Origin of the sequence: Massilia soli (genome assembly GCF_016809835.1) — a bacterium.
GTDB classification, from domain to species: Bacteria; Pseudomonadota; Gammaproteobacteria; order Burkholderiales; family Burkholderiaceae_D; genus Telluria_A; species Telluria_A soli.
The window spans coordinates 404,886-430,779 of record NZ_JAFBIL020000001.1; the positions used below are offsets into that span (position 1 = coordinate 404,886).

25 protein-coding genes and 1 riboswitch are annotated in these 25,894 nt (G+C 64.9%); of the genes, 12 read left to right on the top strand and 13 right to left on the bottom strand.

What is annotated here, in order from left to right:
* Positions 1–85 precede the first annotated feature (85 nt).
* From I4X03_RS01840 to I4X03_RS01865, 6 genes are all read right to left on the bottom strand, one after another.
* The gene (locus I4X03_RS01840; protein ID WP_370660484.1) at positions 86–781 is read right to left on the bottom strand and encodes a GNAT family N-acetyltransferase; all 696 of its coding nucleotides are present in this window, start codon (positions 779–781) and stop codon (positions 86–88) included.
* Positions 782–867: 86 nt separating this feature from the next.
* Positions 868–2,418: a DAHL domain-containing protein gene (locus I4X03_RS01845; protein WP_223464766.1), complete on the bottom strand. Its 1,551-nt coding sequence runs from the start codon at positions 2,416–2,418 to the stop codon at positions 868–870.
* A gap of 84 nt (positions 2,419–2,502) precedes the next feature.
* On the bottom strand, positions 2,503–3,744 hold the full coding sequence (locus I4X03_RS01850) for a multifunctional CCA addition/repair protein (RefSeq protein WP_223464769.1): 1,242 nt from the start codon (positions 3,742–3,744) through the stop codon (positions 2,503–2,505).
* Between the two features lie 5 nt (positions 3,745–3,749).
* Positions 3,750–4,466: a glutathione S-transferase family protein gene (locus tag I4X03_RS01855; protein WP_223464770.1), complete on the bottom strand. Its 717-nt coding sequence runs from the start codon at positions 4,464–4,466 to the stop codon at positions 3,750–3,752.
* A 33-nt stretch (positions 4,467–4,499) separates the two neighbouring features.
* Complete coding sequence (locus tag I4X03_RS01860) at positions 4,500–5,462, bottom strand: complex I NDUFA9 subunit family protein (protein WP_223466202.1); 963 nt, start codon at positions 5,460–5,462, stop codon at positions 4,500–4,502.
* A 72-nt stretch (positions 5,463–5,534) separates the two neighbouring features.
* Positions 5,535–7,490, bottom strand: coding sequence for a lytic transglycosylase domain-containing protein (locus tag I4X03_RS01865; protein ID WP_223464771.1), 1,956 nt, complete (start codon positions 7,488–7,490; stop codon positions 5,535–5,537).
* A gap of 70 nt (positions 7,491–7,560) precedes the next feature.
* Here I4X03_RS01865 and I4X03_RS01870 point away from each other — a divergent pair, with 70 nt between their 5' ends.
* Positions 7,561–8,139, top strand: a complete 579-nt coding sequence (locus I4X03_RS01870; RefSeq protein WP_223464775.1) for a 5-formyltetrahydrofolate cyclo-ligase — start codon at positions 7,561–7,563, stop codon at positions 8,137–8,139.
* Here I4X03_RS01870 and metF read toward each other — a convergent pair.
* The 5 genes from metF to metK all read right to left on the bottom strand — a co-directional run bounded on the left by metF (position 8,136) and on the right by metK (position 12,809).
* A complete protein-coding gene (gene metF, locus I4X03_RS01875; protein WP_223464780.1) occupies positions 8,136–8,969 on the bottom strand; it encodes a methylenetetrahydrofolate reductase [NAD(P)H] in 834 nt (277 codons plus the stop codon). The genes I4X03_RS01870 and metF overlap by 4 nt on opposite strands.
* Entirely contained in the window at positions 8,956–9,309 is a 354-nt protein-coding gene (locus tag I4X03_RS01880; RefSeq protein WP_223464781.1) for a phage holin family protein, read from the bottom strand. Before I4X03_RS01880 ends, metF begins: the two co-directional genes overlap by 14 nt.
* Positions 9,310–9,404: 95 nt before the next feature.
* Entirely contained in the window at positions 9,405–10,829 is a 1,425-nt protein-coding gene (gene ahcY, locus I4X03_RS01885) for an adenosylhomocysteinase (RefSeq protein ID WP_223464782.1), read from the bottom strand.
* Between the two features lie 26 nt (positions 10,830–10,855).
* Positions 10,856–10,923: riboswitch (S-adenosyl-L-homocysteine riboswitch) on the bottom strand.
* A gap of 70 nt (positions 10,924–10,993) precedes the next feature.
* The gene (locus tag I4X03_RS01890; protein ID WP_223464783.1) at positions 10,994–11,212 is read right to left on the bottom strand and encodes a hypothetical protein; all 219 of its coding nucleotides are present in this window, start codon (positions 11,210–11,212) and stop codon (positions 10,994–10,996) included.
* A gap of 433 nt (positions 11,213–11,645) precedes the next feature.
* Positions 11,646–12,809, bottom strand: coding sequence for a methionine adenosyltransferase (gene metK, locus I4X03_RS01895; RefSeq protein WP_223464792.1), 1,164 nt, complete (start codon positions 12,807–12,809; stop codon positions 11,646–11,648).
* A 187-nt stretch (positions 12,810–12,996) separates the two neighbouring features.
* Between metK and I4X03_RS01900 the strand changes: the two genes are divergently transcribed.
* From I4X03_RS01900 to dapF, 3 genes are read left to right on the top strand one after another with little or no spacing between them, the layout of a single operon-like run.
* Positions 12,997–13,848 carry a lysophospholipid acyltransferase family protein gene (locus I4X03_RS01900; protein ID WP_223464795.1) on the top strand — a complete coding sequence of 284 codons (852 nt, stop codon included), beginning with the start codon at positions 12,997–12,999 and terminating at the stop codon, positions 13,846–13,848.
* The gene (locus tag I4X03_RS01905; protein WP_223464796.1) at positions 13,845–14,720 is read left to right on the top strand and encodes an LpxL/LpxP family acyltransferase; all 876 of its coding nucleotides are present in this window, start codon (positions 13,845–13,847) and stop codon (positions 14,718–14,720) included. Before I4X03_RS01900 ends, I4X03_RS01905 begins: the two co-directional genes overlap by 4 nt.
* Positions 14,721–14,739: 19 nt before the next feature.
* Positions 14,740–15,603 carry a diaminopimelate epimerase gene (gene dapF, locus I4X03_RS01910; RefSeq protein WP_223464801.1) on the top strand — a complete coding sequence of 288 codons (864 nt, stop codon included), beginning with the start codon at positions 14,740–14,742 and terminating at the stop codon, positions 15,601–15,603.
* Positions 15,604–15,616: 13 nt separating this feature from the next.
* Here dapF and I4X03_RS01915 read toward each other — a convergent pair whose 3' ends face one another.
* The gene (locus tag I4X03_RS01915; RefSeq protein ID WP_223464803.1) at positions 15,617–17,110 is read right to left on the bottom strand and encodes a tetratricopeptide repeat protein; all 1,494 of its coding nucleotides are present in this window, start codon (positions 17,108–17,110) and stop codon (positions 15,617–15,619) included.
* 391 nt (positions 17,111–17,501) lie between these two features.
* Here I4X03_RS01915 and I4X03_RS01920 point away from each other — a divergent pair, with 391 nt between their 5' ends.
* The 5 genes from I4X03_RS01920 (at position 17,502) to I4X03_RS01940 (ending at position 22,997) form a co-directional block, all read left to right on the top strand.
* Positions 17,502–18,557 (top strand): porin, encoded by a 1,056-nt coding sequence (locus I4X03_RS01920; protein ID WP_223464805.1) that lies wholly within the window; start codon positions 17,502–17,504, stop codon positions 18,555–18,557.
* Between the two features lie 231 nt (positions 18,558–18,788).
* A complete protein-coding gene (locus I4X03_RS01925) occupies positions 18,789–20,060 on the top strand; it encodes a porin (RefSeq protein ID WP_223464808.1) in 1,272 nt (423 codons plus the stop codon).
* A gap of 121 nt (positions 20,061–20,181) precedes the next feature.
* On the top strand, positions 20,182–20,844 hold the full coding sequence (locus I4X03_RS01930; protein WP_223464809.1) for a DUF484 family protein: 663 nt from the start codon (positions 20,182–20,184) through the stop codon (positions 20,842–20,844).
* 5 nt (positions 20,845–20,849) lie between these two features.
* Positions 20,850–21,800, top strand: coding sequence for a tyrosine recombinase XerC (locus I4X03_RS01935; protein WP_223464810.1), 951 nt, complete (start codon positions 20,850–20,852; stop codon positions 21,798–21,800).
* Between the two features lie 129 nt (positions 21,801–21,929).
* The gene (locus tag I4X03_RS01940; RefSeq protein WP_223464811.1) at positions 21,930–22,997 is read left to right on the top strand and encodes a CobW family GTP-binding protein; all 1,068 of its coding nucleotides are present in this window, start codon (positions 21,930–21,932) and stop codon (positions 22,995–22,997) included.
* Here I4X03_RS01940 and I4X03_RS01945 read toward each other — a convergent pair.
* Positions 22,950–23,342 (bottom strand): hypothetical protein, encoded by a 393-nt coding sequence (locus I4X03_RS01945; protein WP_223464812.1) that lies wholly within the window; start codon positions 23,340–23,342, stop codon positions 22,950–22,952. The two genes, I4X03_RS01940 and I4X03_RS01945, sit on opposite strands and share 48 nt — an antisense overlap.
* On the opposite strand from I4X03_RS01945, the gene dksA reads away from it, so the two are divergent.
* From dksA to hslV, 3 genes are all read left to right on the top strand, one after another.
* Entirely contained in the window at positions 23,341–23,793 is a 453-nt protein-coding gene (dksA, locus tag I4X03_RS01950) for an RNA polymerase-binding protein DksA (protein ID WP_223464818.1), read from the top strand. The genes I4X03_RS01945 and dksA overlap by 2 nt on opposite strands.
* Positions 23,794–23,926: 133 nt before the next feature.
* Positions 23,927–25,258: an STAS domain-containing protein gene (locus I4X03_RS01955; protein WP_223464819.1), complete on the top strand. Its 1,332-nt coding sequence runs from the start codon at positions 23,927–23,929 to the stop codon at positions 25,256–25,258.
* A 94-nt stretch (positions 25,259–25,352) separates the two neighbouring features.
* Entirely contained in the window at positions 25,353–25,889 is a 537-nt protein-coding gene (gene hslV, locus I4X03_RS01960) for an ATP-dependent protease subunit HslV (protein WP_223464820.1), read from the top strand.
* The last annotated feature ends 5 nt before the right edge of the window (positions 25,890–25,894 follow it).

Consider the following 25,894-nt stretch of genomic DNA (forward strand, 5'->3'; position numbering starts at 1 on the left):
CCAAAATCGGGGACAGACCACCATTTTGGAAGATTCCAAAATGGTGGTCTGCGTGACCCGGTCTGTCCCCGATTTTGGAATGTTGCTATTTCTTCGGGCTGAACCACTTGACTGCGGCGCGGGCGTTGGCTTTCCAGGTGTAGTCGATCGTTGCGAACTGCTCCTGCAACGCTTCCTGCAGCATGCTGGCCGGGTTCGCCGGCAGCAGCCGCAGGTAGGCGTCCGCTTCGCCGTATTCGCGCTGGATTTCCATGCCGGCCTTGCGCGCGATGCGCATCATGACCTGGTTGGACGACAGGCAGTGCATGTAGAGGGTGTCGACGTCCTGGTTGCGGCAGTGGATCGCGGCGCGCTCGAACAGCTTCGAGCCTATCCCCAGCCCGCGCGCTGAACGCGACACCGATACGCCAAACTCGGCCACCTGCTCCTTGGTCGTGACGACCTTGCCGGGCGATTTTTCTTTCGGCGCGAACGCCAGGTGTCCGACCGCCACCAGCTTGAACACGCGGTTGTAGACGCCATACACCTTGTCGCGCTCGAAGTCGATCTTGGCGACGTAGGATTCGAGCAATTCATCCGGCAGCGTGGTGCCGAAGCGCAGCAGGCGGTCGCTGTTGTCAAGCGCGAGGAAGTGCTTGCGCATGCGCCGGCGGTCGCGCTCTTGCAGCTCCTTGACCATGACCGCGCTCTTGCTCCGTTTGCCTTCGCCGCCCGGAGGCGGGACAACCGGCCCGGCGCCGCCGCCTTCACGCTCTATCGGTTTCTTGAACAGGCTGACCATCATTTCCCCCGGCTCGACAAATTATTGTGCACTGCACCAATCGACACATTGTAGCCGAAGGTGCGCGCCTTTGCTGAGACCGTACTCTACCCTGCTGTAGCGCGCCCGTCACCGGTGCGGGCGATGCTGCGCGGATCGGGACAGGCGTCCCATTCGGCGTCGGGACTGATCGACCAGCGCGATTTGCCGCCTTGCTTGGACACGTACATGGCCTGGTCGGCTTTTGCCAGCAGCGCCTTGGCGGCGCCGGCCTCGCCGCGGTCGCCGCACAGCGCGCTGATGCCGATCGATGCCGATATCTCGATCGGGTGCCCGCCAGCTTCCTTGATCCCGCGGATCGCGTCAAGCGCCAGCTGGGCGACCAGTTCGGCGCCTTCGCGGCCGCTGACGTCTTCGAGTAGGATGACGAATTCGTCGCCGCCCAGGCGTGCCAGCACGTCTTCCTTGCGCAGGCGCGACTGGACCTGGTCGGCGACCGCCTTGAGCACCAGGTCGCCGGCGGCGTGGCCGTAGGTGTCGTTGACTGCCTTGAATCCGTCGAGGTCGATGAACATCACCACCACGACGGTGCCGCGCCGGGTCGCCCGTGCCAGCGCGTGGTCGAGCAGGCGCGTGAGCTGGGCATAGTTGATCAGGCCAGTCAGGCCGTCGTGCAAGGCGAGCTGCTGCAGCTGCGCCGATTGGGCTTCGAGTTCGGCGGTACGCTGGGCAACCCGCTGCTCAAGGTTTTCGTTGGCTGCCTGCAGGTGCCGGTTGACGACCCCGATGATGGTGTAGCTGCTACGCAGGCGCCGGGCGACGTAGATCAGCATCAGCAGCAGGATGCTGGAGTAAATCCCCAGGAAGGTGCGGAAACGCTGCATCTCGATCTGGCCCTGGTCGAACGCCTTGTCGAACAGGCGCCCGAGCCGGTCCAGCGCGGCGGGCGTGCCCAGCGCGGCGATGCGGGTTTCGAGCGCGTTTTCCAGCACCCGGTTGCGCAGGATGACGCGCGCGTGTGCGACGATGGCCTCGGCCGACTCGCGCAGCGCCGGCGAGAACGCGTTCTTGTACTGCATCGTCAGCGCGATGTCCTTCTCGATGCGGCGCGCCAGCGCGTCGTCCGGCGCCAGGTTGAACCGCAACACATCAGTGAGCAGCGCATTGAGCGCGGCGTCCAGCGCGAGCACCGTGGGCGCCGCGACCGTGGCGCCACCGATGCCGGTGACCTCGCTTTTCAGTTCGGTGACGGCGGGCGGGAAGTAGATCAGCGATTTGCGCAACTCGGCGTTTTGGGCCTTGAACTGGTCGACCAGCGCGGTCTTCTCGTGCAGGGTGCGCGCTACTTCGCCATACGCGCGCACGGCTTGCGGCCCGGGCGCCATCGGCAGCGCCGACGACAGCTGCGCCTGCAGTTGGCGCATGCGCGGCAGCGGCGCGGACAGCGGCGCGTAATCGGTGTCGAGGCCGATGTGCGCGCGCAGGATGTTGACGGTCCACTCGGCATCGAGCTTTTCCAGCTCGCGCAGATTGAGCATCACGCGGTTTTGCGCGTCGATGTCAGCGGCTTGGGTACGGTTGTACAGGTAGCCGAGAATGGCCGTCAGCGCGATCAGCAGCGCCGCGGCCGCAAGACGGCGCCGCGAGGTTCTCAGCATGGGTTTTTCCTCCGTCGCGGTGTGTTTACTCGTGCTGACAGCGTACCAGCTTTGAATGTCACGCTTCGCGCAACTTTGTAAGCATTAGTTTCCGCTTGGCAATCGCAACATGGCACGAACGGCCAGGACGCGCGCTGCGTGCACGGCCTCGGGGATGCGCGGCTTTTGCTCGGCATAGCGCGCGGCGACCGCGCCGGCATCGACACCGCGCGCGGCCGCCAACGCGCGCAATAGGTAAGCGGCCTGGGGAAAGGGCTTGTCGCGGAAGCTGATGCCGGCGTTGCCGCGGCCGCGGAAATCGCATTCGGCGGCGCGCAGCATCTGCTCGAAGCGCTGCGGCTTGCGGAACGCGTCGCAGCGCGCGAACAGCGTGACAAGCGTACTGGGCCGCAGCGCCTGCGCGCGCGATACATTGCCATGTTCGCGCGCCGTCATCAATGCCAGTTCACGGCAGTCGTTGGGTACCTTCAGGCGCCGGCACAGAGCGTCGATCAGCTTCAGGCCCAGGCCTTCGTGGCCGTGATGGCTCGGCCACGCTTCCGGCGGCGTGATGCCTTTGCCAAGGTCGTGCATCAGCGCGGCGAAGCGCACTTCAAGTTCGTAGCCGGCATCGGCGGCGTAATCGACCACCATCATCATGTGCACGCCGGTGTCGACTTCCGGGTGGTGCAGCGGCGGCTGCGGCACCCCCCACAGCTTGTCCAGTTCCGGCATGATGCGCGCCAGCGCGCCGCAATCGCGCAGCACTTCCAGCATGCGCGACGGCTTGTGCTCCATCAGGCCGCGCGAAATCTCCTGCCAGACCCGTTCAGGCACCAGCGCATCGACCTCGCCCTCGTCGACCATCTTGCGCATTAGGTCATTGGTTTCGGGCGCGACGCGGAAGTCCGGAAAGCGCGCGGCAAAGCGCGCCACGCGCAGGATGCGCACCGGGTCTTCGGCAAACGCAGCGGAGACGTGGCGGAATACTTTGTCGCGAATGTCGTCCTGGCCGTTGAACGGATCGGTCAGGGTGCCGTCTTCAAAGCGCGCGATCGCGTTGATGGTCAGGTCGCGCCGTACCAGGTCGTCTTCCAGCGTGACGTCGGGCGAGGTGTGGAATACGAAGCCGCGGTAGCCGGGCGCGGTCTTGCGCTCGGTGCGCGCCAGCGCGTACTCCTCCTGGGTATCGGGATGCAGGAACACCGGGAAGTCCTTGCCGACCGGGCGGAAGCCCTTGGCGAGCATGTCTTCAGGCGTCGCGCCAACCACCACCCAGTCGCGGTCCTTGACCGGAAACCCGAGCAGGTCGTCGCGTACGGCACCGCCGACGATATATGTCTTCATCGCGCTTACTTCGGCAAGTCCTGGTCATGATGGTCGGCGGTCTCGGTCTCGGCCAGCGCTTCGCTGACCCAGCGCGCCACCGCCGGATGGGCGGCGACGCGGTTGCAGTAAGCCTGCAGCGCCGGCGCCAGGGACACGCCGTAAGTACGGAAGCGCATCACCACCGGGGCGTAGAACGCGTCGGCAATCGAAAACTCGCCGAACAGGAACTGGTGATGGCCGAAGCGCGACAGGCATTCTTCCCAGATTTCGCAGATGCGCCCGATGTCGCCCTGGGCGCCCGGGGTGCGGCCGCGGCCAGGCAGGTTCTGGCGGATGTTCATCGACATGGCGCTGCGCAGGTCGGCGAAGCCGGAGTGCATTTCGGCGCTGACCGATCGGGCCATCGCGCGCGCGGCCACGTCTTGCGGCCACATGTGCTTTTCCTGGAACTGCTCGGCGAGATATTCGCAGATCGCCAGGCTGTCCCAGATCGAGATCTCGCCCGCCACCAGCACCGGCACCCGTCCCGAGGCCGTGTAGTCGGCGATGCGGTTGGCGGTGTCGGGTTTGTCGAGCAAGATGCGCACTTCGTTGAACGGAATGCCGAACGCCGTCATCGCCACCCACGGGCGCATCGACCATGACGAATAGTTCTTGTTGCCGATGACAAGCGTCAGGCCGGCCTTGCGGGCGTCGTCGAGGGTTTGCGAGAGGGTAGGATCAAGTTCGGTCGTTTGCATGTGCGGGTCTGCGATGGTGGTTGAAGTGAGTGCCTAGCGTCCGGCACGGGCGCGGAACTGGTCGAACGGTTCCGACGGCGACAGGTAGTGCGGCGCCACCGCTTCCAGCGCGGTGAGCTTGATGCCGAGGTTGGCCGCCGTCAGGGACTGGATGGCCGGGTCGACGACGTTATCGACCTTCATGGAATCGAGGTTGTCGCGCGTGATCAACGGGGTCCCGGGCAACAGCTCGAAGAACATCGCCTGCAGGCGCGCCAGCCAGTCGGGCAGGCGGATGACCGGGCGCGGGTGGCCCGAATAGCGGCCGGCCAGGCGCACCAGGTCGATCAGCGGGTAAATGTCCGGGCCGCCCAGTTCATACACGAGATGGCGCGATTTCGGATCGGCCAGCGCATGCACGAAGGCGGCGGCGACGTCGCCGACATACACCGGCTGGAAATCGGTATCGGCGCCGGCCAGCGGGATCACCGGCAAAAACTTCTGCAGTTTCGCGAACATGTTGAGAAAGTTGTCGCCCGGCCCGAACACGACCGATGGACGGAAGATCGTGGCCGCCACGTCAGGCTCGGCGCGCGCGGCCATTTCGCCGGCGGCTTTCGAGCGCTGGTACATCGACGGGCCGTCGGCGTCGGCGCCCAGTGCGCTCATGTGCAGGTAGCGCTTGACGCCCATCTCGGCGCACACCGCCACGATGCGGCGCGGCAGCTCGACGTGGGCCTGGGCGAATTGCGGACCGTAGGGATTGCCGCGCTTTGAGTGCAGCACGCCGACCAGGTTGATGGCCGCGTCGCGTCCGGCCAGCAGGCGGCGCAAGGTGGCATCGTCGCTGATGTTCGCTTCGATCACTTCCACCCGCGGCAGGAAGCTGAGGTGCCGCACGCGCTCGGCGCGGCGGGTCGGGACGATGGTCCGCACGCCCTTCTCGGACAGGCGCGCCACCAGATGGCTGCCGATGAAGCCGGAGCCGCCGAATACTACTACCGCCATGTCTTCCATGTCTGCCATGAGTCCGCCAAGTTGGTTAAGCCGCAGTCTTGAACTTAGGTCAAGAATACCACTTTGGCAAAATTACGGCAGGGTGTCGCCGGCTTTTTGCGGCGGCGCGACCTGGCCCAGGCGCGCCTTCAGCGACTGCGGCTTGTTCTCGAACAGCGCGGCGTAGTTGGTGGCGTTGGCCATGACGTTCTTGACGTAGATGCGGGTTTCGGTAAACGGGATCGACTCGGCGAACACCGCGCCTTCCATCGGTTCGGACAGGTTGGCGCGCCAGCGGCGCGGCCGCCCCGGGCCGGCGTTGTAGGCCGCGGTGGCCACCGGCTGCGAGCCGCCTGCGCCTTCGAGCACCATGTTCATGTAGTTCGCGCCCAGCACGATATTGGTGCGCAGGTCGGTCAGCTTGCCCTTGACGTAATCGGCCAGTCCGATCTTGCGCGCGACATAGTCGCCGGTGCCCGGCATCACCTGCATCAGGCCGGAGGCGCCGACGTTGGAGCGCGCATCGAGGATGAAACGCGACTCCTGGCGGATCAGGCCATATACCCAGGCCTTGTCCAGTCCCAGTCCCTGTGCGGTCGGGGCCAGGATCTCGAGGTGCGGGGCCGGGAAGCGCTGCGTGTAGTCGAACACCGTGCGGGTGCGCTCGGACGTGTAGACCATGCGGTCGAGGATCTCGTGGCGGCGCGCGAATTCGGCAGCGGCCAGCAGCTCGCGCTCGTTCAGTTTGCGCACCTCCCAGTTCCATTCGCGCGAGCCCTCCGCGCGCAGGCGCAGGTTGAAGAAGCGCAGCGCGCGCTGCAGCCCCTGGTTGGCTTCGACGCTGGCGATGTCGGCCGCGGTGAGCGCCGGCGCCGCCGGCGGGACCGCGATCTTCTGGCCCAGCTCTTCGAGCGCCAGCTGGCCGTAGAAGTGGTTGCGGTCGGCGATGCGCTGGTACATCGCCAGCGCTTCAGGATTCTGGGCGCCATTCGCGCCGGCCTGCATGGCGCGGGCCAGCCAGTAAGTCCAGGTCGGGTCGCTGCGCAGGCGCGCGGACATCGCGCTGATCGTCTCGGCCACGGTCTTCCAGTCCTGGCGGCGCAGCGCGATCCGGGTCTTCCACTGGAACTGTTCGATGGTCAGCGGCGCCGCGGCGGCGTTCTGCCAGTAGATGTGCGCGTCCGGGTCGAGCACCAGCGAAGCGGCGTGCGCAATGCCGGCCCAGCCGATGGCCAGCTCGGTGCGGTCAAGCTTGGGCGCGTTCTTTTCCAGCGCAACCACCGCCAGTTTCAAGGAAGTGCGCGCCATGCGCGCCACGGCGACCAGGTAGATGGCGCGTTCGGCGCGGTTGTCGCCGATGCCGCGTGCCATTGCCAGCGCCGGGACGTCGACCGCCTGCGCGGCGCGGGTGTCCGATGCGCCAAGCAGCAGCGCGGCGCGGCGCGCCGGTCCGGTGGCGTCCATCTCGCCGGCCAGGCGCAACTGGAACAGCAGGTCCTCGGCGCTGAACTGGCCGGTTTGCGCCAGGCTCGACATCAGCGCGGCGCAGGCGTCGCCGTAGGCTGGCGGCTGCAGCAGCAGCAGGCGCGCGTCGGCCGCCACGTCCTCGCCTTTGGCCAGGCGCGACAGCAGCGCGTAGCATTTGAGCTGCAGGTCGTCGCCCGACACCACCAGCGGCAGCTGCTGGTCGAAGTTGTTCCAGTCGCGCGCGCGGCCAAGTTCAAGCAGCCAGTCGATGCGCATGCGCTCGGCGATGGCGCTGCCCTCGTGGCGGGTGAGGAAGCCGAGCACCTCGCTGCTTGCCGCGGTGCGCAGCGCCGGTTTCAGACGATAATAGTCAACGTAAGGGGCGAACTCGTGGTTCGGCAGGCGCGACGCGTAGGCGGTGGCCTTGGCGGCGTCGCCCTGGCGCGAGGCTTCGCGCAGCAGCATGAAGATGTCTTCGTCGGCGCGTGCGACCGCGGCGCCCTCGGTCGACTGGGCGAGCGCTGAGGCAAGGCAGGAAGCGGCTAGAAAGGCGCCGGCGAACAATTTCGGTAGGTATGTCAAACTTAACTCTCGACGAAACTACAGTGAACACATGACCGGCAAATCAAGAATACCATGCGAGGGCAAAGACTTGCCACCCTGCACGACGGCGGAAACAACAGTCATTTCACCTGGCGAAAAAGCGGCGCTGCGCAAGACGCTGGCCGCTGCCCGCAAGGCGCTGGACCCGGTACAAAAACAGCAATGGGATGCGCGCATTTGCGCCAATGTGCTGGCGTGGTGGGATGCCGGCAAGCCTGGCCACATCGGGGTCTACTGGCCGCTGGCCGGGGAGCCGGACCTGCATCCGGCGTATGCCGCGCTGGCGCGCGCGGGCGTGCGGCTGGCGCTGCCGGTCGTGCATCAAAAAGACGCGGCGCTCGGGTTTGCGCACTGGGAGCCGGGCGAAGCGATGGTGCGCGACCGGATGGGCGTCGCGGTGCCGCAATTGCTGCGGCCCGTCGAGCGGCCGCAGACCTTGATGATTCCCTGCCTTGGCTTCAACCGGCACGGCTACCGGCTGGGCTACGGGGGCGGCTACTACGACCGCACGCTGGCGCCGCATCCGCGCCCGCTGACCCTCGGCATCGCCTACGCGCTGGCCGCCGCCAGCTTCGCCGACGACCCGCACGATGTCGCGCTCGACCTGATCATCACCGAACAGTCTTAACGGCTGGCGATGCGCTCCCACAGCGCGGTGGTGGCCGCGGCCTGGTTCATGCTGTAGAAGTGCAGGCCCGGTGCGCCGCCCTTGAGCAGGCGTTCGCACATGTCGCTGACCACATCGAGGCCGAAGGCCTTGATCGAGGCGCTGTCGTCGCCATAGCTGGCCAGCTTCAGGCGCACCCAGCGCGGGATCTCGGCGCCGCACATGTCGGAGAAGCGCATCAGCTGCGTGTAGTTGGTGATCGGCATGATGCCCGCCACCACCGGCACTTCCACGCCAAGCTTGCGGGTTTCGTCCATGAAGGCGAAATAGGCATCGGCATTGTAGAAATACTGGGTGATCGCGGCATTGGCGCCGGCCTTGACCTTGCGCGCGAAAGCCTGCAGGTCGTCCTGCGGCGAACGCGCCTGCGGGTGCACTTCGGGATATGCCGCCACTTCGATGTGGAACCAGTCGCCGGTTTCGGCGCGGATGAATTCCACCAGCTCGTTGGCGTAGCGGAACTCGCCGGCGCCGCCGTAGCCGCTCGGCAAATCGCCGCGCAAGGCCACCACGCGGTCGATGCCGTTGTCCTTGAACTGCTGGAGGATCGCGCGGATCGATTCGCGGGTGCCGCCGACGCAGGACAGGTGGGGCGCGGCCACGTGGCCGGCCTGCTTGATTTCGAGCACGGTATCGAGCGTGCCCTGCTGGGTGCTGCCGCCGGCGCCGAAGGTCACCGAGAAATACTTCGGCTTCAGCAGCGCAAGCTTGTCGCGCACGACGCGCAGCTTGTCAGCGCCTTCCGCCGTTTTTGGCGGAAAAAATTCGATACTGAAATTAGCCGTTTCCATTGTTTTTGAGGAGTAAGGTGGATAAGGCCCAGGAGATGATGCTGTACAGGATGGCGGCGATGAATGCCGACCAGAATCCGCCAACATCGAAGCCGTCGATCAGGCGCGATACGCCCCAGAACAGCAATGCGTTAATAACCAGCAGGAACAAGCCGAGGGACAGGAAGGTCACCGGCAGGGTCAGCAGCACCAGCACAGGGCGCACCAGCGTATTCACCAGCCCGAGCACCAGGGCGGCGACCAGCGCGGCGCCGATGTTCGTCACGGTTACGGAGCTCATCAGGAAAGGCAGCGCAAACAGGGCTGCAGCATTGATCAACCAGGTCAGCAATAGGCGCATGGGAAGTGACGGGGCAAGCCCCGGTATCGAAGAGTTTAGGAAGAATAACTGTACAACAACCCGGCCCCGCGGTGGCGGGACCGGGCCACGGCCGCTTAATAACGGTAGTGTTCAGGCTTGTAAGGGCCTTCTTTGCTGACGTTGATGTACGCGGCTTGCTCTTCGGTCAGTTCGGTCAGCTGGGCGTTGAGCTTCTTGAGCTGCAGGCGCGCGACTTTCTCGTCGAGGTGCTTCGGCAGCACGTAGACGCCGACCGGATACTTGTCGGTGTTGGCGTACAGCTCGATCTGGGCGATCGTCTGGTTCGCGAACGACGAGCTCATCACGTACGACGGGTGGCCGGTACCGCAGCCAAGGTTCACCAGGCGGCCTTCGGCCAGCAGGATGATGCGCTTGCCCGACGGGAAGATCACATGGTCGACCTGCGGCTTGATGTTGTCCCACTGATACTTCTTCAGTGCGGCGACATCGATCTCGTTGTCGAAGTGGCCGATGTTGCAGACGATGGCCTGGTCCTTCATGGCCAGCATGTGCTTCTCGGTCAGGATGTGATAGTTGCCGGTGCAGGTGACGAAGATGTCGCCGTGTTCCGCTGCGTAATCCATCGTCACGACGCGGTAGCCTTCCATCGCCGCCTGCAGTGCGCAGATCGGGTCGATTTCGGTGACCCATACCTGGGCCGACAGCGCGCGCATGGCCTGGGCCGAGCCCTTGCCGACGTCGCCGTAACCGGCGATGACGGCGACCTTACCGGCGATCATCACGTCGGTGGCGCGCTTGATGCCGTCGACCAGCGACTCGCGGCAGCCGTACAGGTTGTCGAACTTCGACTTGGTGACCGAGTCGTTGACGTTAATTGCCGGGAACGCCAGCTTGCCGTCCTTGTGCATCTGGTACAGGCGGTGCACGCCGGTGGTGGTTTCTTCGGTCACGCCGAGGATTTGCGGCAGGCGCTTCGAGTACCAGTGCGCATCGATCGCCAGGTGCTGCTTGATCGAGTTGAACAGGCAGATTTCCTCTTCCGAACCCGGGTTGTCCAGCACCGAGATGTCCGTCTCGGCGCGCGCGCCGAGGTGCAGCAGCAAGGTGGCGTCGCCGCCGTCGTCGAGGATCATGTTCGAGTAGACCGGGCCCGATGCATCGGCTGGCCAGTCGAAGATGCGGTGGGTGTAATCCCAGTATTCGTCGAGCGTCTCGCCCTTGACGGCGAACACAGGGGTGCCGGCGGCAGCGATGGCGGCGGCGGCGTGGTCCTGGGTCGAGTAGATGTTGCACGACGCCCAGCGTACCTTGGCGCCCAGCGCTTCGAGCGTCTGGATCAGTACGGCGGTCTGGATGGTCATGTGCAGCGAACCGGTGATGCGTGCGCCCTTGAGCGGCTGGGCGGCGGCGAATTCCTCACGGATTGCCATCAGGCCAGGCATTTCGGTTTCAGCGATCTTGATTTCCTTGTCGCCCCAGGCGGCCAGGGAGATGTCGGCGATGTGGTAGTCCTGCAGATCTTTCAGTACGGCGTTCATCACGCCCTCCTTTCAGTTAGAAAAAAGTAACGTGAGCGCGGTTTGAAGACTCCGAGCCTGGCGAAATAAATTCGTCGCAACGCTCCTCGGATGCCGAAGTTTAACAGCAAACCGGCGGGCTTGCCCAGCGGCCTGCCGATTGGCCTGCGTTGCGACCGTGCCGCTTAGCGTTTCGAGCCGACCACCAGAACCGCGGCGCCTGCCACGATCGCGGCAATGCTGGCCCACAGCGGGATGTTGACTTTCTTCTCTTCGGCGACCGACAGGTTGATCGGTCCGAGGCTGGCTTTGTGGGTTTCTTGCGTGAAGCTGAAACCGCCAGTGGCGACGCCCAGCACGCCAGCGAGGATGAGGATGATGCCGAGGATTTTTGCGCCGTTCATGGTGTGTTCCCTTATTTGTCGTTGTAGGCGCATCATGCTCTGCCGTTTGAAATTCATCTGTACGCAAGCGAACATACAGACCCGGAGCGTGTCGTCTCAGCAACGCAATCTGTCCGAGGGCAGTGTAACAAGGGCCTGTGCGCGGCACCGAACGGATCAACGGCTCCGGAAAGGCAATAGTGGCCTCGGAAGCATGCTGAAATCCAGGAGATGCTCCAAACGAAAGTACGAAATGGGCCAGGTACACGGCTTTATCACAGCAGTCATCTTTGGATCATCGCGATGGATGAGCTCCTTCTCGTCGCCAACGGCGGCGCTTGCCGCGGCCAAGATCACCGCCTTGATCTGGGCGTGCTGACGCCGCGGGCGGGCAACAGGCAACGCACAATAAAAAACGGGGCCGAAGCCCCGTGGTGTTTTCTACCTCAGCGGATCACAGACCCGCTTCGGCCCGCAGCAGCGCGGCCTTGTCGGTGCGCTCCCAGGTGAACTCCGGCTCTTCGCGGCCGAAGTGGCCGTAGGCGGCGCTCTTCTGGTAGATCGGGCGCAGCAGGTCGAGCATCTGGACGATGCCTTTCGGACGCAGGTCGAAGTGCTCCATGACCAGCGCGGCGATCTTCTCGTCGGAGATCACGCCGGTGCCTTCGGTGTAGACGGTGATGTTGATTGGGCGGGCCACGCCGATCGCGTAGCTGACCTGCACCTGGCACTGGCGCGCCAGGCCTGCTGCGACGACGTTCTTGGCGACGTAGCGCGCGGCGTAGGCTGCCGAACGGTCGACCTTCGATGGATCCTTGCCCGAGAACGCGCCGCCGCCGTGCGGGGCTGCCCCGCCGTAGGTGTCGACAATGATCTTGCGGCCGGTCAGGCCGCAGTCGCCCTGCGGGCCGCCGATGACGAAGCGGCCGGTCGGGTTGACCAGGTAGCGGGTGCCGTTCAGCCATTCGGCCGGCAGCACCTTCTTGATGATTTCTTCGATGACCGCTTCTTCGATCTGCGAGTGCGCCACTTCCGGCGCGTGCTGGGTCGACAACACGACGGTGTCTACCGCGACCGGACGTCCGTTGACGTAGCGCAAGGTGACCTGCGACTTCGCATCCGGACGCAGCCATGGCAGGCGGCCGTCCTTGCGCAGCTGCGACTGGCGCTCGACCAGGCGGTGCGCGTAGTGGATCGCCGCTGGCATCAGTTCGGCGGTTTCGTCGCAGGCGTAGCCGAACATCAGGCCCTGGTCGCCGGCGCCCTGGTCGAGATCGATACCTGCGCCTTCGTCGACGCCCTGGGCGATGTCGGGCGACTGCTTGTCATACGCGACCAGCACCGCGCAACCCTTGTAGTCGATGCCGTATTCGGTGTTGTCGTAACCGATGCGCTTGATGGTCTCGCGCGCAACTTGAATATAATCCACGTTTGCGTGGGTGGTGATTTCACCTGCCAGCACCACCAGGCCGGTGTTGCACAGGGTCTCGGCAGCCACGCGCGCGGCCGGATCCTGCTCGAGGATGGCGTCGAGGATGGCGTCGGAAATCTGGTCCGCGACTTTGTCGGGATGGCCTTCCGAAACGGATTCGGAGGTAAAGAGGTAGTCGTTAGACATGAAGGAAGCTCCTGATACTGTTGAACATGTCGCAGTACCAATGCTCCTGCGACGCTTTAGCGACATTTATATTCCGCTTCGCAAGTTGTCTATTAACTCGGCGGATCCTGCTGAAGGTGGTATTTTACGCTGCTTGCGATTTTTTTGGTTGGGCAACCAACCGTTCTTGAATTTTGATCAATATTCCATGCTTGTTCCCCTGTTTCGCCTGCTGTCCGCCCTCCCCCTTCCCGTCTTGCATTTCCTCGGTGCGGCGTTGGGTTGGCTCGTCTATCTGACCTCGCCGTCATATCGCCGCCGCCTGCGCGGCAACCTGGAGGCGGCCGGTTTCGGCAGCCACCTGAACCAGGCAATTGCCGAGTCCGGAAAGGCCATCGTCGAATTGCCGTTTGTCTGGTGCGCCAAGCCGGAGCGTGTCGCCTCTCACGCCACCAACGAGAACTTCGAGTATGTCGAAGCGGTGCTCGCCGCCGGCCGCGGCATCGTGTTCCTGACGCCCCACCTGGGCTGCTTTGAAATCACCGCGCAGCAGATCGCGCTGCGCACGCCGCTGACCGTGATGTACCGCCCGCCCAAGAAGGCGGCGCTCAAGCCGCTGATCGAAGGCGCCCGCGCGCGCCACAACCTGCACCTCGCGCCGGCCAATATGTCGGGCGTGCGGATCCTCGCCAAATGCCTCAAACGCGGCGAGCCGATCGGCATCCTGCCCGACCAGGTGCCGCAGGAAGGCGAAGGCGTCTGGGCGCCGTTCTTCGGCCGCACCGCCTACACCATGACCCTGCCGGCCAAGCTGGCCCGGATCGGCGACCCGGAAGTGATCCTGGTCTATGCCGAGCGGCGCCCGCGCGGCCTCGGCTACATTGTGCGTTTCGTGCCGTTTACCGGCTCGCTGGAGGGCAGCGTTGCCGACCAGGCACAGGCGATCAACCAGGCGATGGAGCAGCTGATCGCACGCTGCCCGGCGCAGTATTTCTGGAGCTACAACCGCTACAAGCAGCCTGACGGCGTCCCCGCGCCGGATGCGCAGGTGGCCGCATGAGGTTGTTGCTGGGTTTGATGTGGCTGCTCCACTGGCTGCCGCTGCCGATTCTTGGCCGCATTGGCAAGGCCGTGGGCTCGGTGCTGTTCATGGTGCTGGGCAAGCGCCGCCATATCACGCTGACCAACCTGCGCATGGCGATGCCGGAACTGTCCGAGCAACAACGCGTCGCGCTGGCGCGCCAGCATTTCCAGGCCTATTCGCGCAGCATCTGGGAGCGCGCGGTCCTGTGGTGGGCGCCGGAGCAGCGCCTGCGCCGCCTGATCAAGGTGGATCCGCAGGTGCCGCTGGCGCAGATCCAGGCCGGCCCGACCATCCTGCTGTGCCCGCACTTCGTCTGCCTCGACGTGGCCGGCGTGGCGGTGATGCTGGAAACCAGCCTGTGCTCGATCTATGTACAGCAGAAAAACCAGGCCTTCGACGACGTGCTGCGCGCCGGCCGTTCGCGCTTTCGCCCGGTACAGCTGTTCTCGCGCAAGGAAGGCGTGAAGCCGATCATCCGCGCGATGCGCGACCACCTGCCTTACTTCATGCTGCCCGACATGGATTTCGGCGAGAAGGATTCGACCTTCGTCGATTTCTTCGGCACCCCGGCCGCCACCCTGACCGCGCCGGGACGCATCGCGGCCAGCACCGGCGCTGCCGTCATTCCGGTCGTGGCAACCTTCCTGCCGAACTACCAGGGCTGGAAGGTGACGTTTTATCCAGCGTGGGAAAACTATCCCGGCGACGACATGGTCAGCGCCGCGCGCCGCATGAACGCCTTTATTGAAGAGCGCGTACGCGAAGCCCCGGCCGAATATTTCTGGACCCACAAGCGCTACAAGACGCGCCCGCAAGGCGAAGCCTCGCCGTATGCGCCGCGCGCCTAGCCCGTTTATACTGATCCGCATGAAACTGACATTCACCAAAATGCATGGCGCCGGCAACGACTTCATCGTCATCGATGCCACCCGCACGCCGGTCGACCTGCGTCCCGACCAATGGCAGCGCCTGGCCGACCGCCGCTTCGGCATCGGCGCCGACCAGATCCTGGTGGTGCAGCCGCCCTCCACCGAGGGCTGCGATTTCCGCTACCGCATCTTCAACAATGACGGCGGCGAGGTCGAACAGTGCGGCAACGGCGCGCGCGCCTTCGTCAAGTTCGTCACTGAAAAAGGCCTGACCGACAAGACCAGCCTCCGGGTAGAGACCATGAAGGGCATCATCGCCCCGCGCCTCGAAGCCGACGGCAGCATCACGGTGGACATGGGCGCGCCGCGCCTCGATCCGGCCGAGGTGCCGTTCGATAGCGCCGGCCTGGCCGGCTGGGCCGAGGGCGAGGACACCACCTGGCCGCTGCCCATCAAGGTGGCCGGCGCCAGCAAGACGGTGTTCGTGTCGGTGGTCTCGATGGGCAATCCGCACGCGGTGCAAGTGGTCGAGAATGTCGATACCGCGCCGGTCGCGGAAACCGGCGCGCTGATCGAGCGCCATGTGCGCTTCCCGGCGCGCGTGAATGCGGGTTTCATGCAAGTGGTGGACCGCCACCACATCCGCCTGCGCGTCTATGAACGCGGCGCCGGCGAGACCCTCGCGTGCGGCACCGGCGCCTGTGCCGCGGTGGTGGCCGGCATCCGCCGCGGCCTGCTCGATTCGCCGGTGCGGGTCAGCGCGCCCGGCGGCGAGTTGTCGATCGCCTGGGACGGCGGCGCCCAGCCGGTGCTCCTTTCCGGCCCTGCCGTGACGGTGTTCGAAGGCGAAGTCGAGATCTGAAGCGGCGCGCCGCTCATGCCGCCATGTCGAATGACTCCACTTCGGCATCGAGGCAAGCCTCCGGCGCCACCGTCTTGAGACGGTATAGCCGCTGGCGGTAATTTCCTTCAGGGCCGCCCGGCCCGCCGTCGATGCCGTCGAACACCCTGACCAGCCGGTCGAGCGCCTCGCGCTCGGCTGCCGTCTCCACCATCACCAGGCGCCGCTTGCTGCGCCCGTAACTGCTGCGGATATCGATCACCAGGCAATGCCCGCAGTCGGCGCGCGCGACATCGAGCAGCAGCGCCTCGGCGCGGCTCAAGCCGAACAACTGCGCCAGTTCGAGGCGCGCCGCCAGCAAAGGGTGGGCTCGCGACAGGGCCAGCCGCGCCGGCAGGCCAAACGGTTCGCGCGGGGCGATCCGGCCGAGCGCCAGGCGCGCTTCGGCGCAACCCTGCACGGCCGCTTTCTGCAGCCAGTACACGGCGCGCACATCGTTGCTTTCGTTTTCACGGCGCGCGCGCCAGGCGTGATTGCCGCATTCGAGCTGGGCGTCGCGGAAACCCATGCCGGCAGCGCGTTCCAGGTAGCGCTGCGCCATATTGACGTTGCGCTGGGAGAACTCGGGTTTGATATAGATGCGCGACAGGGCGTACCAGGCCTCGGCCAGGCCCTGCTCGCCCGCCAGCGCCAGCCATTGGATCGCCTTGCGGAAATTGGCGGACCCATTGCCGGGCGTGGTGCGGCTGCCGTCGAGCCGCATGCGCGCCCACCACAATCCCATCGCCAGCTGGGCGTCGCGGTCGTTTTCGGCGGCGGCGAGCTCCCAGAAATGGCGGCTCTCGGCGGCGTCCGCCGGATCGCCGGCGGCGCCGCCGAGCAGTTGGGCGCAGCGCGACAGCAGCACGACATCGCCGGGCGCGAGCCGCGCGCGCAGCCGGTTCGGTTCGGCGCTGGCCGCCACCAGCGCACGGGCCTGCGGCAAGGCCAGCGCCAGGTAGGCTGGCCAGTCGCGCGACTGCCAGGCGGCATCGATCAGCGGCAGGCTGGGCGGCGCCGGCATCGCCGGCGGCTGGCGCGTGGCGGGCGCCGGTCCGCACTGGCCGGCGCCGGCGCGGCGATGCTGCACCAGCAGCAGCACAGCGTCGGTAAAGCCGGCAGCCGCGCCGGCTTCGAGTGCGCGCAGCGCCTTGGCGCGCACCGGCTGCGCGGCGTCCGGGTCGGCCAGCGCCAGCTGGGCGAACACGATGCCGGCGCGCACGCTGCCACCATCGTGGGCGCGCTCGTACCAGTGCTGCAGCGGCCGCGGGCTGGCACTGGCCAGTTCGACCGGGATGTGGGTGCCGATCAGGTCGACCGCCTCGGCGCAGTCCTGCTGCGCCGCGCGGTCGAGCCAGTGCAGCGCGGTCGGCAGGCTCCTGGGCAGGCCGGTGCTGCCGAACAGGTAGCGCTTGCCAAGCTCGAGCTGAGCCGAGGCGTTGCCGCTGCGCGCTGCCCGTATGATGCCCAGTTCTTCGCGATTTGCCATCGGTGACGATCCATGGTGACTTGGAAAAACAGCGGCGAAGCCAGCGCCGCCGCACCAGACCCGCCGGCATGGAATCGAGGCGGCGTGAGCAGGCAAGTCTATGCCACAAGTTCATGCGGGATAGACAAAACGGTATCGAGTTTGATGTTGCGCAAACCTGTGGCGCGATGAAACTTACGCGGTGCTTACAGGGGAAAACGCCAATGACGCACTGTCATAGTTGCCCCGTTTCAAAAATACAACAAGGCCATGAAATTATTGCCGTCAAATCAAAAGGAGACCCATAATTGATTTGAACAACAATATTTACGAAGCGGTGCCGCCTGATCAACGACGATTTTCCGGACACTTGCCCAAATCCAAGCGCTTTACAATTTCTGAGGACAGCTACATGAAAAAATCACTTTTGGCTCTGGCAATATTAGGTTCGCTCGCCGGCGTGGCACAGGCTCAATCTTCGGTTCAAATCTACGGTACGGTCGACGCAGGCTTCATCAAGCGCACCGACCAGTCGATGGCGATCGGCAAGCGCGCGAACAATACGCTCGGATTCAAGGGTACGGAAGACTTGGGCAATGGCCTGAAGGCACTTTTCCAGCTGGAAATTCGTTATGAGCCGGATACCGGCACCATCGAGCAGGGCGCCGGCGGCATCCAGCGTCCGCTGTTCCAGGGTCAGAGCCGGGTCGGCCTGCAGGGCGGCTTCGGTATGGTCCGCCTCGGCCGCGGCCTGACCGCGTTCCAGGAAACCAGCACCCAGTTCGAGCCATTCCACGGCGTTCCTAGCCCGGCCGGCTTCCAGACCGACCTGACCGTCGCTGGCTACACCTCCGACCCGCTCGGCATGATCGCTAACTCGACCAACCGCTTCTCGAACGCGCTGTTCTACAACTCGCCAGAAATCGGCGGCTTCCAGATCAACACCACGGTCGCCACCAAAGAAAGCAACCAGGGCGTGGCGATCATCGGCCGCGGCACCGCGGCGGCACCGCAGTACGGCCCGAGCGCGGCAGCGTCGGCCAACCCGTACTCGGTATCGGCAACCTACAAGAACGGTCCAGTGGCGATGATGCTGGCCGCCGAGCGCAACGCGGTTGAGTCGGAACTGTGGTCGATCGCAGGTTCGGTCATGGCGACCCCGGCGCTGAAACTGATGGCGTCGTACACCGCGCAAGACCAGGAACACACCCGCCTGCTGAACCCGGAGACCGATTCGTGGGTCGTCGGCGCGAACTACACGATGGGCCCAGGCAAGGTGCTGATCGGTTACGGCCAGAAGACGCCTGACGGCATCGCCAAGACCAAGCAGTTCTCGATCGGCTACGAATACAGCCTGTCGAAGCGCACCTACCTGTACTTCGATGCATCGAACAAGAAGTCGGGCATCACCGCGACCAACACCATCAACATCAAGCACTACGCAGTGGGCGTGAACCACGCATTCTGATGCGCCGGGCCGGCGGGGCGCAAGCCCTGCCAGCGCGAATTTGGGGGCGAAGCCAGGGCAACCTGCTTCGCCCTTGGCATATCCATGAGAAATTCGCCGCAAGTCAACTGTGTCATTTCCGCAACCACGCCCGGCCTCACGTTCTGTACAAGAATGTTGAACGATGGCATATTGGATCAAACGAATTTAGTACGCGCGTTCGTTTTACTAAAATATCCTCTTGGAGACGCAATGAAAACAAAATTTATCGCTGGTGTTATCGCTACCTGTTTTGCAGCACCCGTCATGGCGCAGTCCAGCGTGCAGATCTATGGCATTGCCGACGCTGGCATCACGAAGACCAAGGGAGAGTCGGCACGCATCTTCAGTGGCGGTGCTGACGGTTCGCGCATCGGCTTTAAAGGTACCGAAGACATCGGCGGTGGATGGAAGGGCATCTTCAACCTGGAAGCGCGTGTCGAACTCGACACCGGCACCCAGACCCCGACCCTGATCACCGACAACCCAGGCCTGTACCTGACCCGCGGCATGCAGGCATTGCCGCCAGCGATCGTCACCGGCCTGCGCAACGCAGTGCAGCCAAAAGGCGGCGCCGCGGTCAATCCTGAGAAGGCGCTGTTCGACCGTACCGCGATGGTCGGCCTGATCACCCCGGTCGGCGCTTTCCTGCTGGGCCGCATGTACACCCCTGGCTACGAAGTGTTCGCCGCGGCTGACGCGTTCGAAACCGGCACTGCCGGCACCTGGGGCGGCATCACCGGCGGCACCGCCGGCTTCACCGCGCTGGGCGCGGACATCCGCTCGCAGAAATCGGTCCAGTACCGCATCGCGACGCCAGCGGGCATCGGCGGTTCGGTCATGTACGGCGGCAAGCAGTCCGGTTACCTGGGCCGCTACAACAAGTTCTACGGCGCAGCGGTGACCTACAAGGCCAACGGCTTCGACGTCGGTATCGGCCACAACCGCGGCTACGACTGGATGGACCGCAAGTCGCTGGTGACCACCACCATCGGCGGCTCCTACACCATGGGCGCGTTCAAGTTCTTCGCCGGCTGGCACGACCAGGAAAACCACAACTCGGCACTGCTGCGCGACTACATCGGCGCATGGGACGCCAGCGTCGCTCCGACCCTGGCGCCACTGGGCGCGCCGACCGCGACCGCGCTGCGTAACGTGTTCGTGACCAACATCACCCGCAACAGCCAGGTTGACGCCACCAGCTACCAGCTGGGCGCGCACTACAAGATGGGCGCAGGCCGCGTGATGGTCTCGGCAGCACGCCAGAACGACCACACCTCGTCGGACAGCGATGCCACCCTGATGGCCATCGGCTACGACTACAACCTGTCCAAGCGCACCGACGTCTACACCGTGTTCGCGCGCATGAACAACCAGAACGACGGCCAGTACACGCCAGGCGTGTCCGGTTCGCCAGGCGGCTTCACCAAAGTGCCAGGCGAAGACAGCCACGCAATTCAGGTTGGCATCCGTCACCGCTTCTGATCGTTCGATCAGCGCCACGAAAAGACGTCTTCGGACGTCTTTTTTTTATTGCCGAAATGTTTTCGCTTTCATTGCGCGGCTGTCGGTTAAAATTGCGCTTCCCCCTGACCATATGACCTCAATGACCGCTTCACTGGACTCCGCAGCAGTCGCCAGCTTTCTGGCCGACAATCCCAACTTCTTCGAAGAACACGTTGCCTTGCTGGGCAAGGTAAAACTGTCGAGTCCGCTGACCGGCAAGACCGTGTCTTTGCAGGAACGCCAGATGGAAGTGATGCGCGACAAGTACAAGACGCTTGAGCTGAGCATGTCCCAGCTGGTCCGTACCGCCCAGGAAAACGCCGCCATCGCCAACCGTTTCCATGGCTGGACCGCGGCCCTGCTGCGCGCGCGCGCCGGCGCCGACCTGCCGCGGGTGCTGGTCGACGGCCTGAAGGAGCATTTCGGCGTGCCGCAGGCCACCTTGCGCCTGTGGAACCTCGATGCGCAGCACCAGGCCGAGTGGTTCGCCGCAGGCGTCTCGGACGACGCCCGCATCTTCGCCAACAGCCTGCTGGCGCCTTACTGCGGCAGCAACCACGACTTCGAAGCGGTGCGCTGGCTCGACCAGGCCGATGCCGTGCAATCGACCGTCATCCTGCCGCTGCGCAGCAGCGCCGGCGCGTTCGGCCTGCTGATCATGGGGTCGCCCGATCCGGATCGCTTCACGTCGGCGATGGCGACCGATTTCCTCACCCACATTGGCGACATTGCCAGCGCGGCGCTGGAAGCGCTGCGCGCCTGAGCATCATGGCCACGGACGGCAAGCTCGGCGCGGTAGAACAGTACCTGCTCGAACTTGCCACCCAGCGCCAGCTATCCCCCCACACCATCCTCGCCTACCGGCGCGACCTGACCGGCTTGGCCGCCCTGACCGGCGCATCGGGCTGGGACACGGTGGTCCACGCCGACATCCGGCGCCTGGCCTCGAAACTGCATGCCCAGGACCTGAACCCGCGCTCGATCGCGCGCCAGCTGTCGTGCTGGCGCGGCTTTTTCGGCTGGCTGGCGCGCAGCGCCAAGCTGGCCGCCAACCCGGTCGATGGCGTGCGCGCGCCCAGGCGCGCGCGCACACTGCCCAAGGCGCTGTCGGTCGATGACGCGGTCCACCTGGTGTCGAGCCCGTCCCACGCCCACGCCAATCCCGAGCCGGCCGACCTGTGCAACCGCGCCATGTTCGAGCTGATGTACTCGAGCGGCCTGCGGGTATCCGAACTGGCCGGGCTCGATGCCGCCTACCGCAAGGCCGGCAGCGCGGCCGGCAGCGCCGCATCGCTGGGCTGGATCGATCTCGACGCCCAGGAAGTGGTGGTCACCGGCAAGGGCGGCAAGATGCGCAAGGTGCCGGCCGGCGCCCACGCGATCGCCGCGCTGCAGGCCTGGCTGGCGGTGCGTCCGCCGCCGGCGGACGGCAGCGCCGCGCTGTTCGTGTCGGCGCGCGGCGCGCGCATCACGCCGCGCGTAATCCAGAGCCGCCTCAAGCAGCACGCGCTGCGCGTGGGCACCTCGGTCAACGTCCATCCGCACGTGCTGCGCCACTCGTTCGCCTCGCACGTGCTGCAGTCGTCGGGCGACCTGCGCGCGGTGCAGGAGATGCTCGGCCACGCCAGCATCACCTCGACCCAGGTCTACACGGCGCTCGACTTCCAGCACCTCGCCGCCGCCTACGACAAGGCCCATCCGCGGGCAAAAACCAAGTAACTGGGCAGTCAGGGCATGATCCGTATCAAGCCCAAACGCGGTTGATGGAAGCAAATCGCGAAATCCGGCATAATCCCTCGCTTACCTGCCGCCCAAGCGGCCGCTTTACCAATACAACGGCAAAACAACATGGCATTAATTCCAAGCACCATCCTGACCGGCTTCCTGGGCGCCGGCAAAACCACCTTGCTCAACCGCATCCTGCAAGAGGATCACGGCCTGCGCATTGCCGTCATCGAAAATGAGTTTGGCGAAGAAAACATCGACAACGAGATCCTGGTGCAGGACAGCAGCGAGCATATCGTCGAGATGAACAACGGCTGCATCTGCTGCACCGTGCGCGGCGACCTGATCGTGGCGCTGACGAAACTGGCGCAAAAGCGCGACGCCGGCGAAATCCAGTTCGACCGCGTGGTGATCGAAACGACCGGCCTGGCCAATCCGGGCCCGGTGGCGCAAACTTTCTTTGTCGACGAAGAAGTCGGCGCCCACTACCTGCTCGACGCGGTGGTCACCGTGGTGGACGCGCGCCACGCGATGGCCCAGCTCGACGAGCATGAAGAAGCCCAGCGCCAGGTTGGCTTTGCCGACAAGATCCTGATTTCCAAGACCGACCTGGTCGACGCGGCCCAGCTGGCCGAACTGAAGACGCGCCTGAAGCGGATCAACCCGCGCGCCCCGATGAACCAGTCGGACTTCGGGCGCGCCCCGCTGGCCGAGGTGCTCGACCTGCGCGGCTTCAACCTGAACGACAAGCTCGAACTCGATCCGGACTTCCTGACCGCCGACGAAGCGAGCGACCACGGCCACCACCATGCGCACGACCATGATGGCGAGCACGAGCACGTACATACGGAAAACTGCGACCACAGCAACGACCATCACCACAGCCATCACAGCGACGACATCGCCGCCTTCGTGTTCAAAAGCACGCGCCCGTTCGACCCGGCCCGCCTCGACGAATTCCTGGGCAGCCTGGTCAATGTGTTCGGACCGCGCATGCTGCGCTACAAGGGCGTGCTGCTGATGGATGGCGCCGACCGCAAGGTGGTGTTCCAGGGCGTGCACCAGATTATGGGCAGCGATATCGGCGGCAAATGGGGCGACGACGAGGAACGCGGCAGCAAAATGGTCTTTATTGGCAAAAATTTACCGAAAGACGTCTTTATCCGCGGATTGGAACAATGTTTGGTATAAACTATCCCGGTTTCCAGTATGCACAAAACGGTTCCAGCGGCTCAGATTGAAGTTCCACGGAGGTGGCATCATGAAAGGTAGCGAAACGAAACCGGCCAGCAGATCCGCCGAGGCCGTGGCGGTGGCGCCAGCGCCAGGCGGTGCGGCAAAAACAACGGCCGCGGCCAGGCCGGCCTCGCGCGCCACCGCGGCCAGCAAGACCAAGATTGCAGCAACTGCGAAGGCAGGCAGTAAAGCGGCGGACGGCCAGCCCTCCGTCAAGGCAAGCGATCCGGCAGACGAAAATACTGCTGGGTTAGCTGATAAAATGAAAACCTCTGTCGTATCGAAGGTAAGTGAAGTCATGACTAAAACAACTAAATCGAACTCCGCCGTGAACACAGAAGGCCACGTCCTGTCCGAAGATGAAATCCGGGCGATGGGCGAGAAGGACTACATGAACGCGGAACAGTTGGCGTTTTTCAAGGCACGCTTGCAGCAACTTGAAAAAGACCTGTTGAAGAATGCCGGCGAAACCACCGAGCACCTGCGCGAAACCGTCCTGGTCCCCGACCCGGCCGACCGTGCCACGATCGAAGAAGAACATGCGCTCGAACTGCGTACCCGCGATCGCGAGCGCAAGCTGCTCAAGAAAGTGCAGCAGTCGATCGCCTCGATCGATGCCGGCGAATACGGCTGGTGCGAAGAGACCGGCGAGCCGATCGGCATCCCGCGCCTGATCGCGCGCCCGACCGCGACCTTGTCGCTGGAAGCGCAGCAGCGCCGCGAACTGAAGCAGAAGCTGTACGGCGACTGACGTCGCTGTTTCCCGCAAAAAAGCATGCGCCTCACGCCGCATGCTTTTTTGCTTTCAGGACGAGTCGTGCCGGACGGGCGCGCCGCGCCGTGCTAACGTGGCAAACGCAGCGTGAAAAGTAACAGGAAATAACGTGGGCATTTTCTCCAGGTTCAGACGCAAGAACGACGACAGCGATGGCATTGCGCCGCCAGACAGCCGCCTGGGCGGCGGCGAACCGTCGCGCCTGGCGGAAGGCCGCCCCGCGCAAGAGACCGAGGCAGAACGTGCGCGCCTGCGCGAGATCGCCCGCGCCACCGCGGCCAAGATCGACGCCATCGAGACGGCGATGGCCAACGACATTTTCAATACGCCGGAGCCGGCCTGGGGCAGCGGCCCGCGCCGTCCGCTGACCAGCTTCCAGCAAGAGCAGAACGGTGCGGGCACCCAGCCGATGCTGGAAATCCCCACCACCGAGCTGCTCGGCGACGACGTGCTGCCCGATGCCCCGGTCGAGGCCCAGGCCGCGCCGGTCGTCGAGGAAAGCGCCATCCTGTATGCCAACGGCCAGGCCGCGGCCGCCGAGTCGATGCTGGCCGACAGCCTGGCCGACGTCGGCCAGCACGACCGCACGGTGTGGTGGATGCTGTTCGACCTGTACCAGGCCGGCAACCGCCCGCTGGACTTCGACAACCTGGCGATCGACTACGCCAGCCGGTTTGAAACCTCGCCCCCGGCGTGGAATCCATTGCCGCCCAGCGCCAGCGCGCCGGCATACGCGGGCGTCACCCCAACCGAGGTACTCAAGGGAACGCTGGACGCGCACAGCGCAGCGCAGCTGGCACGCCTGACCGACCTGGCGGCGCCCGGCAAGCTGCTGCGCCTTGAGCTGGGCCACATCACCCAGCTGACGCCGGAAGGCTGCGAGCTGCTGTCGCGCGCGCTGGCCGGCCTGCGCGCCGGCGGCAGCGAACTGGTGGTCGCTGGCGCTGCCGAGCTGGCGGCGCTGGCACGCCAGAGCACCATCATCGGCGAGCGCGACAGCAGTCCGGCGCCATGGCTGCTGCTGCTCGCGCTGCTCCAGCTGCTCAACCGCGAGAAGGACTTCGAAGAAACCGCAATGGATTACTGCGTCACCTTTGAAGTCTCGCCGCCGTCATTTGAAGCGCCGGGAAAGGTCGCCACCGCCACCAGCGGCCCCGTCAGCGTGGAAAGGTTCATGTTGCCCTCGGTGATAGAAGGCGCGGCCGCCACGCTGTTCGACGCGATCGACGCCTATGCGCAAGACAGCGACGTGGTGCTGCTCGACTGCGCGCGGCTGGCGCGGGTCGAGTACGGCGCCGCGGTGGCCTTGCAGGCCCGCCTGCGGGCGCTGGCGGGCAGCGGCAAGAAGATCGAGCTGCGCGATGTGAACCATCTGGTCGCGGCGCTGTTCAAACTGCTGGGCTATGCCGGGGTCGCGCGCCTGTACCCCCATAAGTACTAGCGTCGTTGCCAAGACGGCGGGAACGGCCTATCCCTATCTTGCAATTTGCCCGAGCATCCCCACTTCTTGTTGGCTAGATAACTCAGAGGCTGACATGGAACAATATCACGGCACCACCATCCTGTGCGTACGGCGCGGCAAGCAAGTTGCCCTCGGCGGCGATGGCCAGGTGACTCTCGGCAATATCATCATGAAGGGCACGGCCCGCAAGGTGCGCAAGCTGTATCAGGGCAAGGTCCTGTGCGGTTTCGCCGGCGGCACCGCCGACGCCTTCACCTTGCTCGACCGCTTCGAAGGCAAGCTCGAAAAGCACCAGGGCAACCTGCTGCGCGCCTCGGTCGAACTGGCCAAGGACTGGCGCACCGACCGCGTGCTGCGCCGCCTCGAGGCAATGCTGCTGGTGGCGGACGCCGAGTCGACCCTGGTCATCACGGGTAACGGCGACGTGCTCGAGCCGGAAGACGGCGTCGGCGCGATCGGCTCGGGCGGCACCTACGCCCAGTCCGCCGCCAAGGCGCTGCAGGAGAACACCGACCTGTCGCCTGCCGAGATCGTGCACAAGTCGCTGACCATCGCCGGCCAGCTGTGCATTTACACTAATCTGAACCACATCGTGGAAAGCCTGGACTAACCATC

What these genes read in the sequence shown, in the direction of transcription:
- I4X03_RS01840 (WP_370660484.1), bottom strand. Translation starts at nt 781, where the DNA reads ATGGTCAGCCTGTTCAAGAAACCGATAGAGCGTGAAGGCGGCGGCGCC.
- I4X03_RS01845 (WP_223464766.1), bottom strand. Translation starts at nt 2,418, where the DNA reads ATGCTGAGAACCTCGCGGCGCCGTCTTGCGGCCGCGGCGCTGCTGATC.
- I4X03_RS01850 (WP_223464769.1), bottom strand. Translation starts at nt 3,744, where the DNA reads ATGAAGACATATATCGTCGGCGGTGCCGTACGCGACGACCTGCTCGGG.
- I4X03_RS01855 (WP_223464770.1), bottom strand. Translation starts at nt 4,466, where the DNA reads ATGCAAACGACCGAACTTGATCCTACCCTCTCGCAAACCCTCGACGAC.
- I4X03_RS01860 (WP_223466202.1), bottom strand. Translation starts at nt 5,462, where the DNA reads ATGGAAGACATGGCGGTAGTAGTATTCGGCGGCTCCGGCTTCATCGGC.
- metF (WP_223464780.1), bottom strand. Translation starts at nt 8,969, where the DNA reads ATGGAAACGGCTAATTTCAGTATCGAATTTTTTCCGCCAAAAACGGCG.
- I4X03_RS01880 (WP_223464781.1), bottom strand. Translation starts at nt 9,309, where the DNA reads ATGCGCCTATTGCTGACCTGGTTGATCAATGCTGCAGCCCTGTTTGCG.
- ahcY (WP_223464782.1), bottom strand. Translation starts at nt 10,829, where the DNA reads ATGAACGCCGTACTGAAAGATCTGCAGGACTACCACATCGCCGACATC.
- I4X03_RS01890 (WP_223464783.1), bottom strand. Translation starts at nt 11,212, where the DNA reads ATGAACGGCGCAAAAATCCTCGGCATCATCCTCATCCTCGCTGGCGTG.
- metK (WP_223464792.1), bottom strand. Translation starts at nt 12,809, where the DNA reads ATGTCTAACGACTACCTCTTTACCTCCGAATCCGTTTCGGAAGGCCAT.
- I4X03_RS01900 (WP_223464795.1), top strand. Translation starts at nt 12,997, where the DNA reads ATGCTTGTTCCCCTGTTTCGCCTGCTGTCCGCCCTCCCCCTTCCCGTC.
- I4X03_RS01905 (WP_223464796.1), top strand. Translation starts at nt 13,845, where the DNA reads ATGAGGTTGTTGCTGGGTTTGATGTGGCTGCTCCACTGGCTGCCGCTG.
- dapF (WP_223464801.1), top strand. Translation starts at nt 14,740, where the DNA reads ATGAAACTGACATTCACCAAAATGCATGGCGCCGGCAACGACTTCATC.
- I4X03_RS01915 (WP_223464803.1), bottom strand. Translation starts at nt 17,110, where the DNA reads ATGGCAAATCGCGAAGAACTGGGCATCATACGGGCAGCGCGCAGCGGC.
- I4X03_RS01920 (WP_223464805.1), top strand. Translation starts at nt 17,502, where the DNA reads ATGAAAAAATCACTTTTGGCTCTGGCAATATTAGGTTCGCTCGCCGGC.
- I4X03_RS01925 (WP_223464808.1), top strand. Translation starts at nt 18,789, where the DNA reads ATGAAAACAAAATTTATCGCTGGTGTTATCGCTACCTGTTTTGCAGCA.
- I4X03_RS01930 (WP_223464809.1), top strand. Translation starts at nt 20,182, where the DNA reads ATGACCGCTTCACTGGACTCCGCAGCAGTCGCCAGCTTTCTGGCCGAC.
- I4X03_RS01935 (WP_223464810.1), top strand. Translation starts at nt 20,850, where the DNA reads ATGGCCACGGACGGCAAGCTCGGCGCGGTAGAACAGTACCTGCTCGAA.
- I4X03_RS01940 (WP_223464811.1), top strand. Translation starts at nt 21,930, where the DNA reads ATGGCATTAATTCCAAGCACCATCCTGACCGGCTTCCTGGGCGCCGGC.
- dksA (WP_223464818.1), top strand. Translation starts at nt 23,341, where the DNA reads ATGACTAAAACAACTAAATCGAACTCCGCCGTGAACACAGAAGGCCAC.
- I4X03_RS01945 (WP_223464812.1), bottom strand. Translation starts at nt 23,342, where the DNA reads ATGACTTCACTTACCTTCGATACGACAGAGGTTTTCATTTTATCAGCT.
- hslV (WP_223464820.1), top strand. Translation starts at nt 25,353, where the DNA reads ATGGAACAATATCACGGCACCACCATCCTGTGCGTACGGCGCGGCAAG.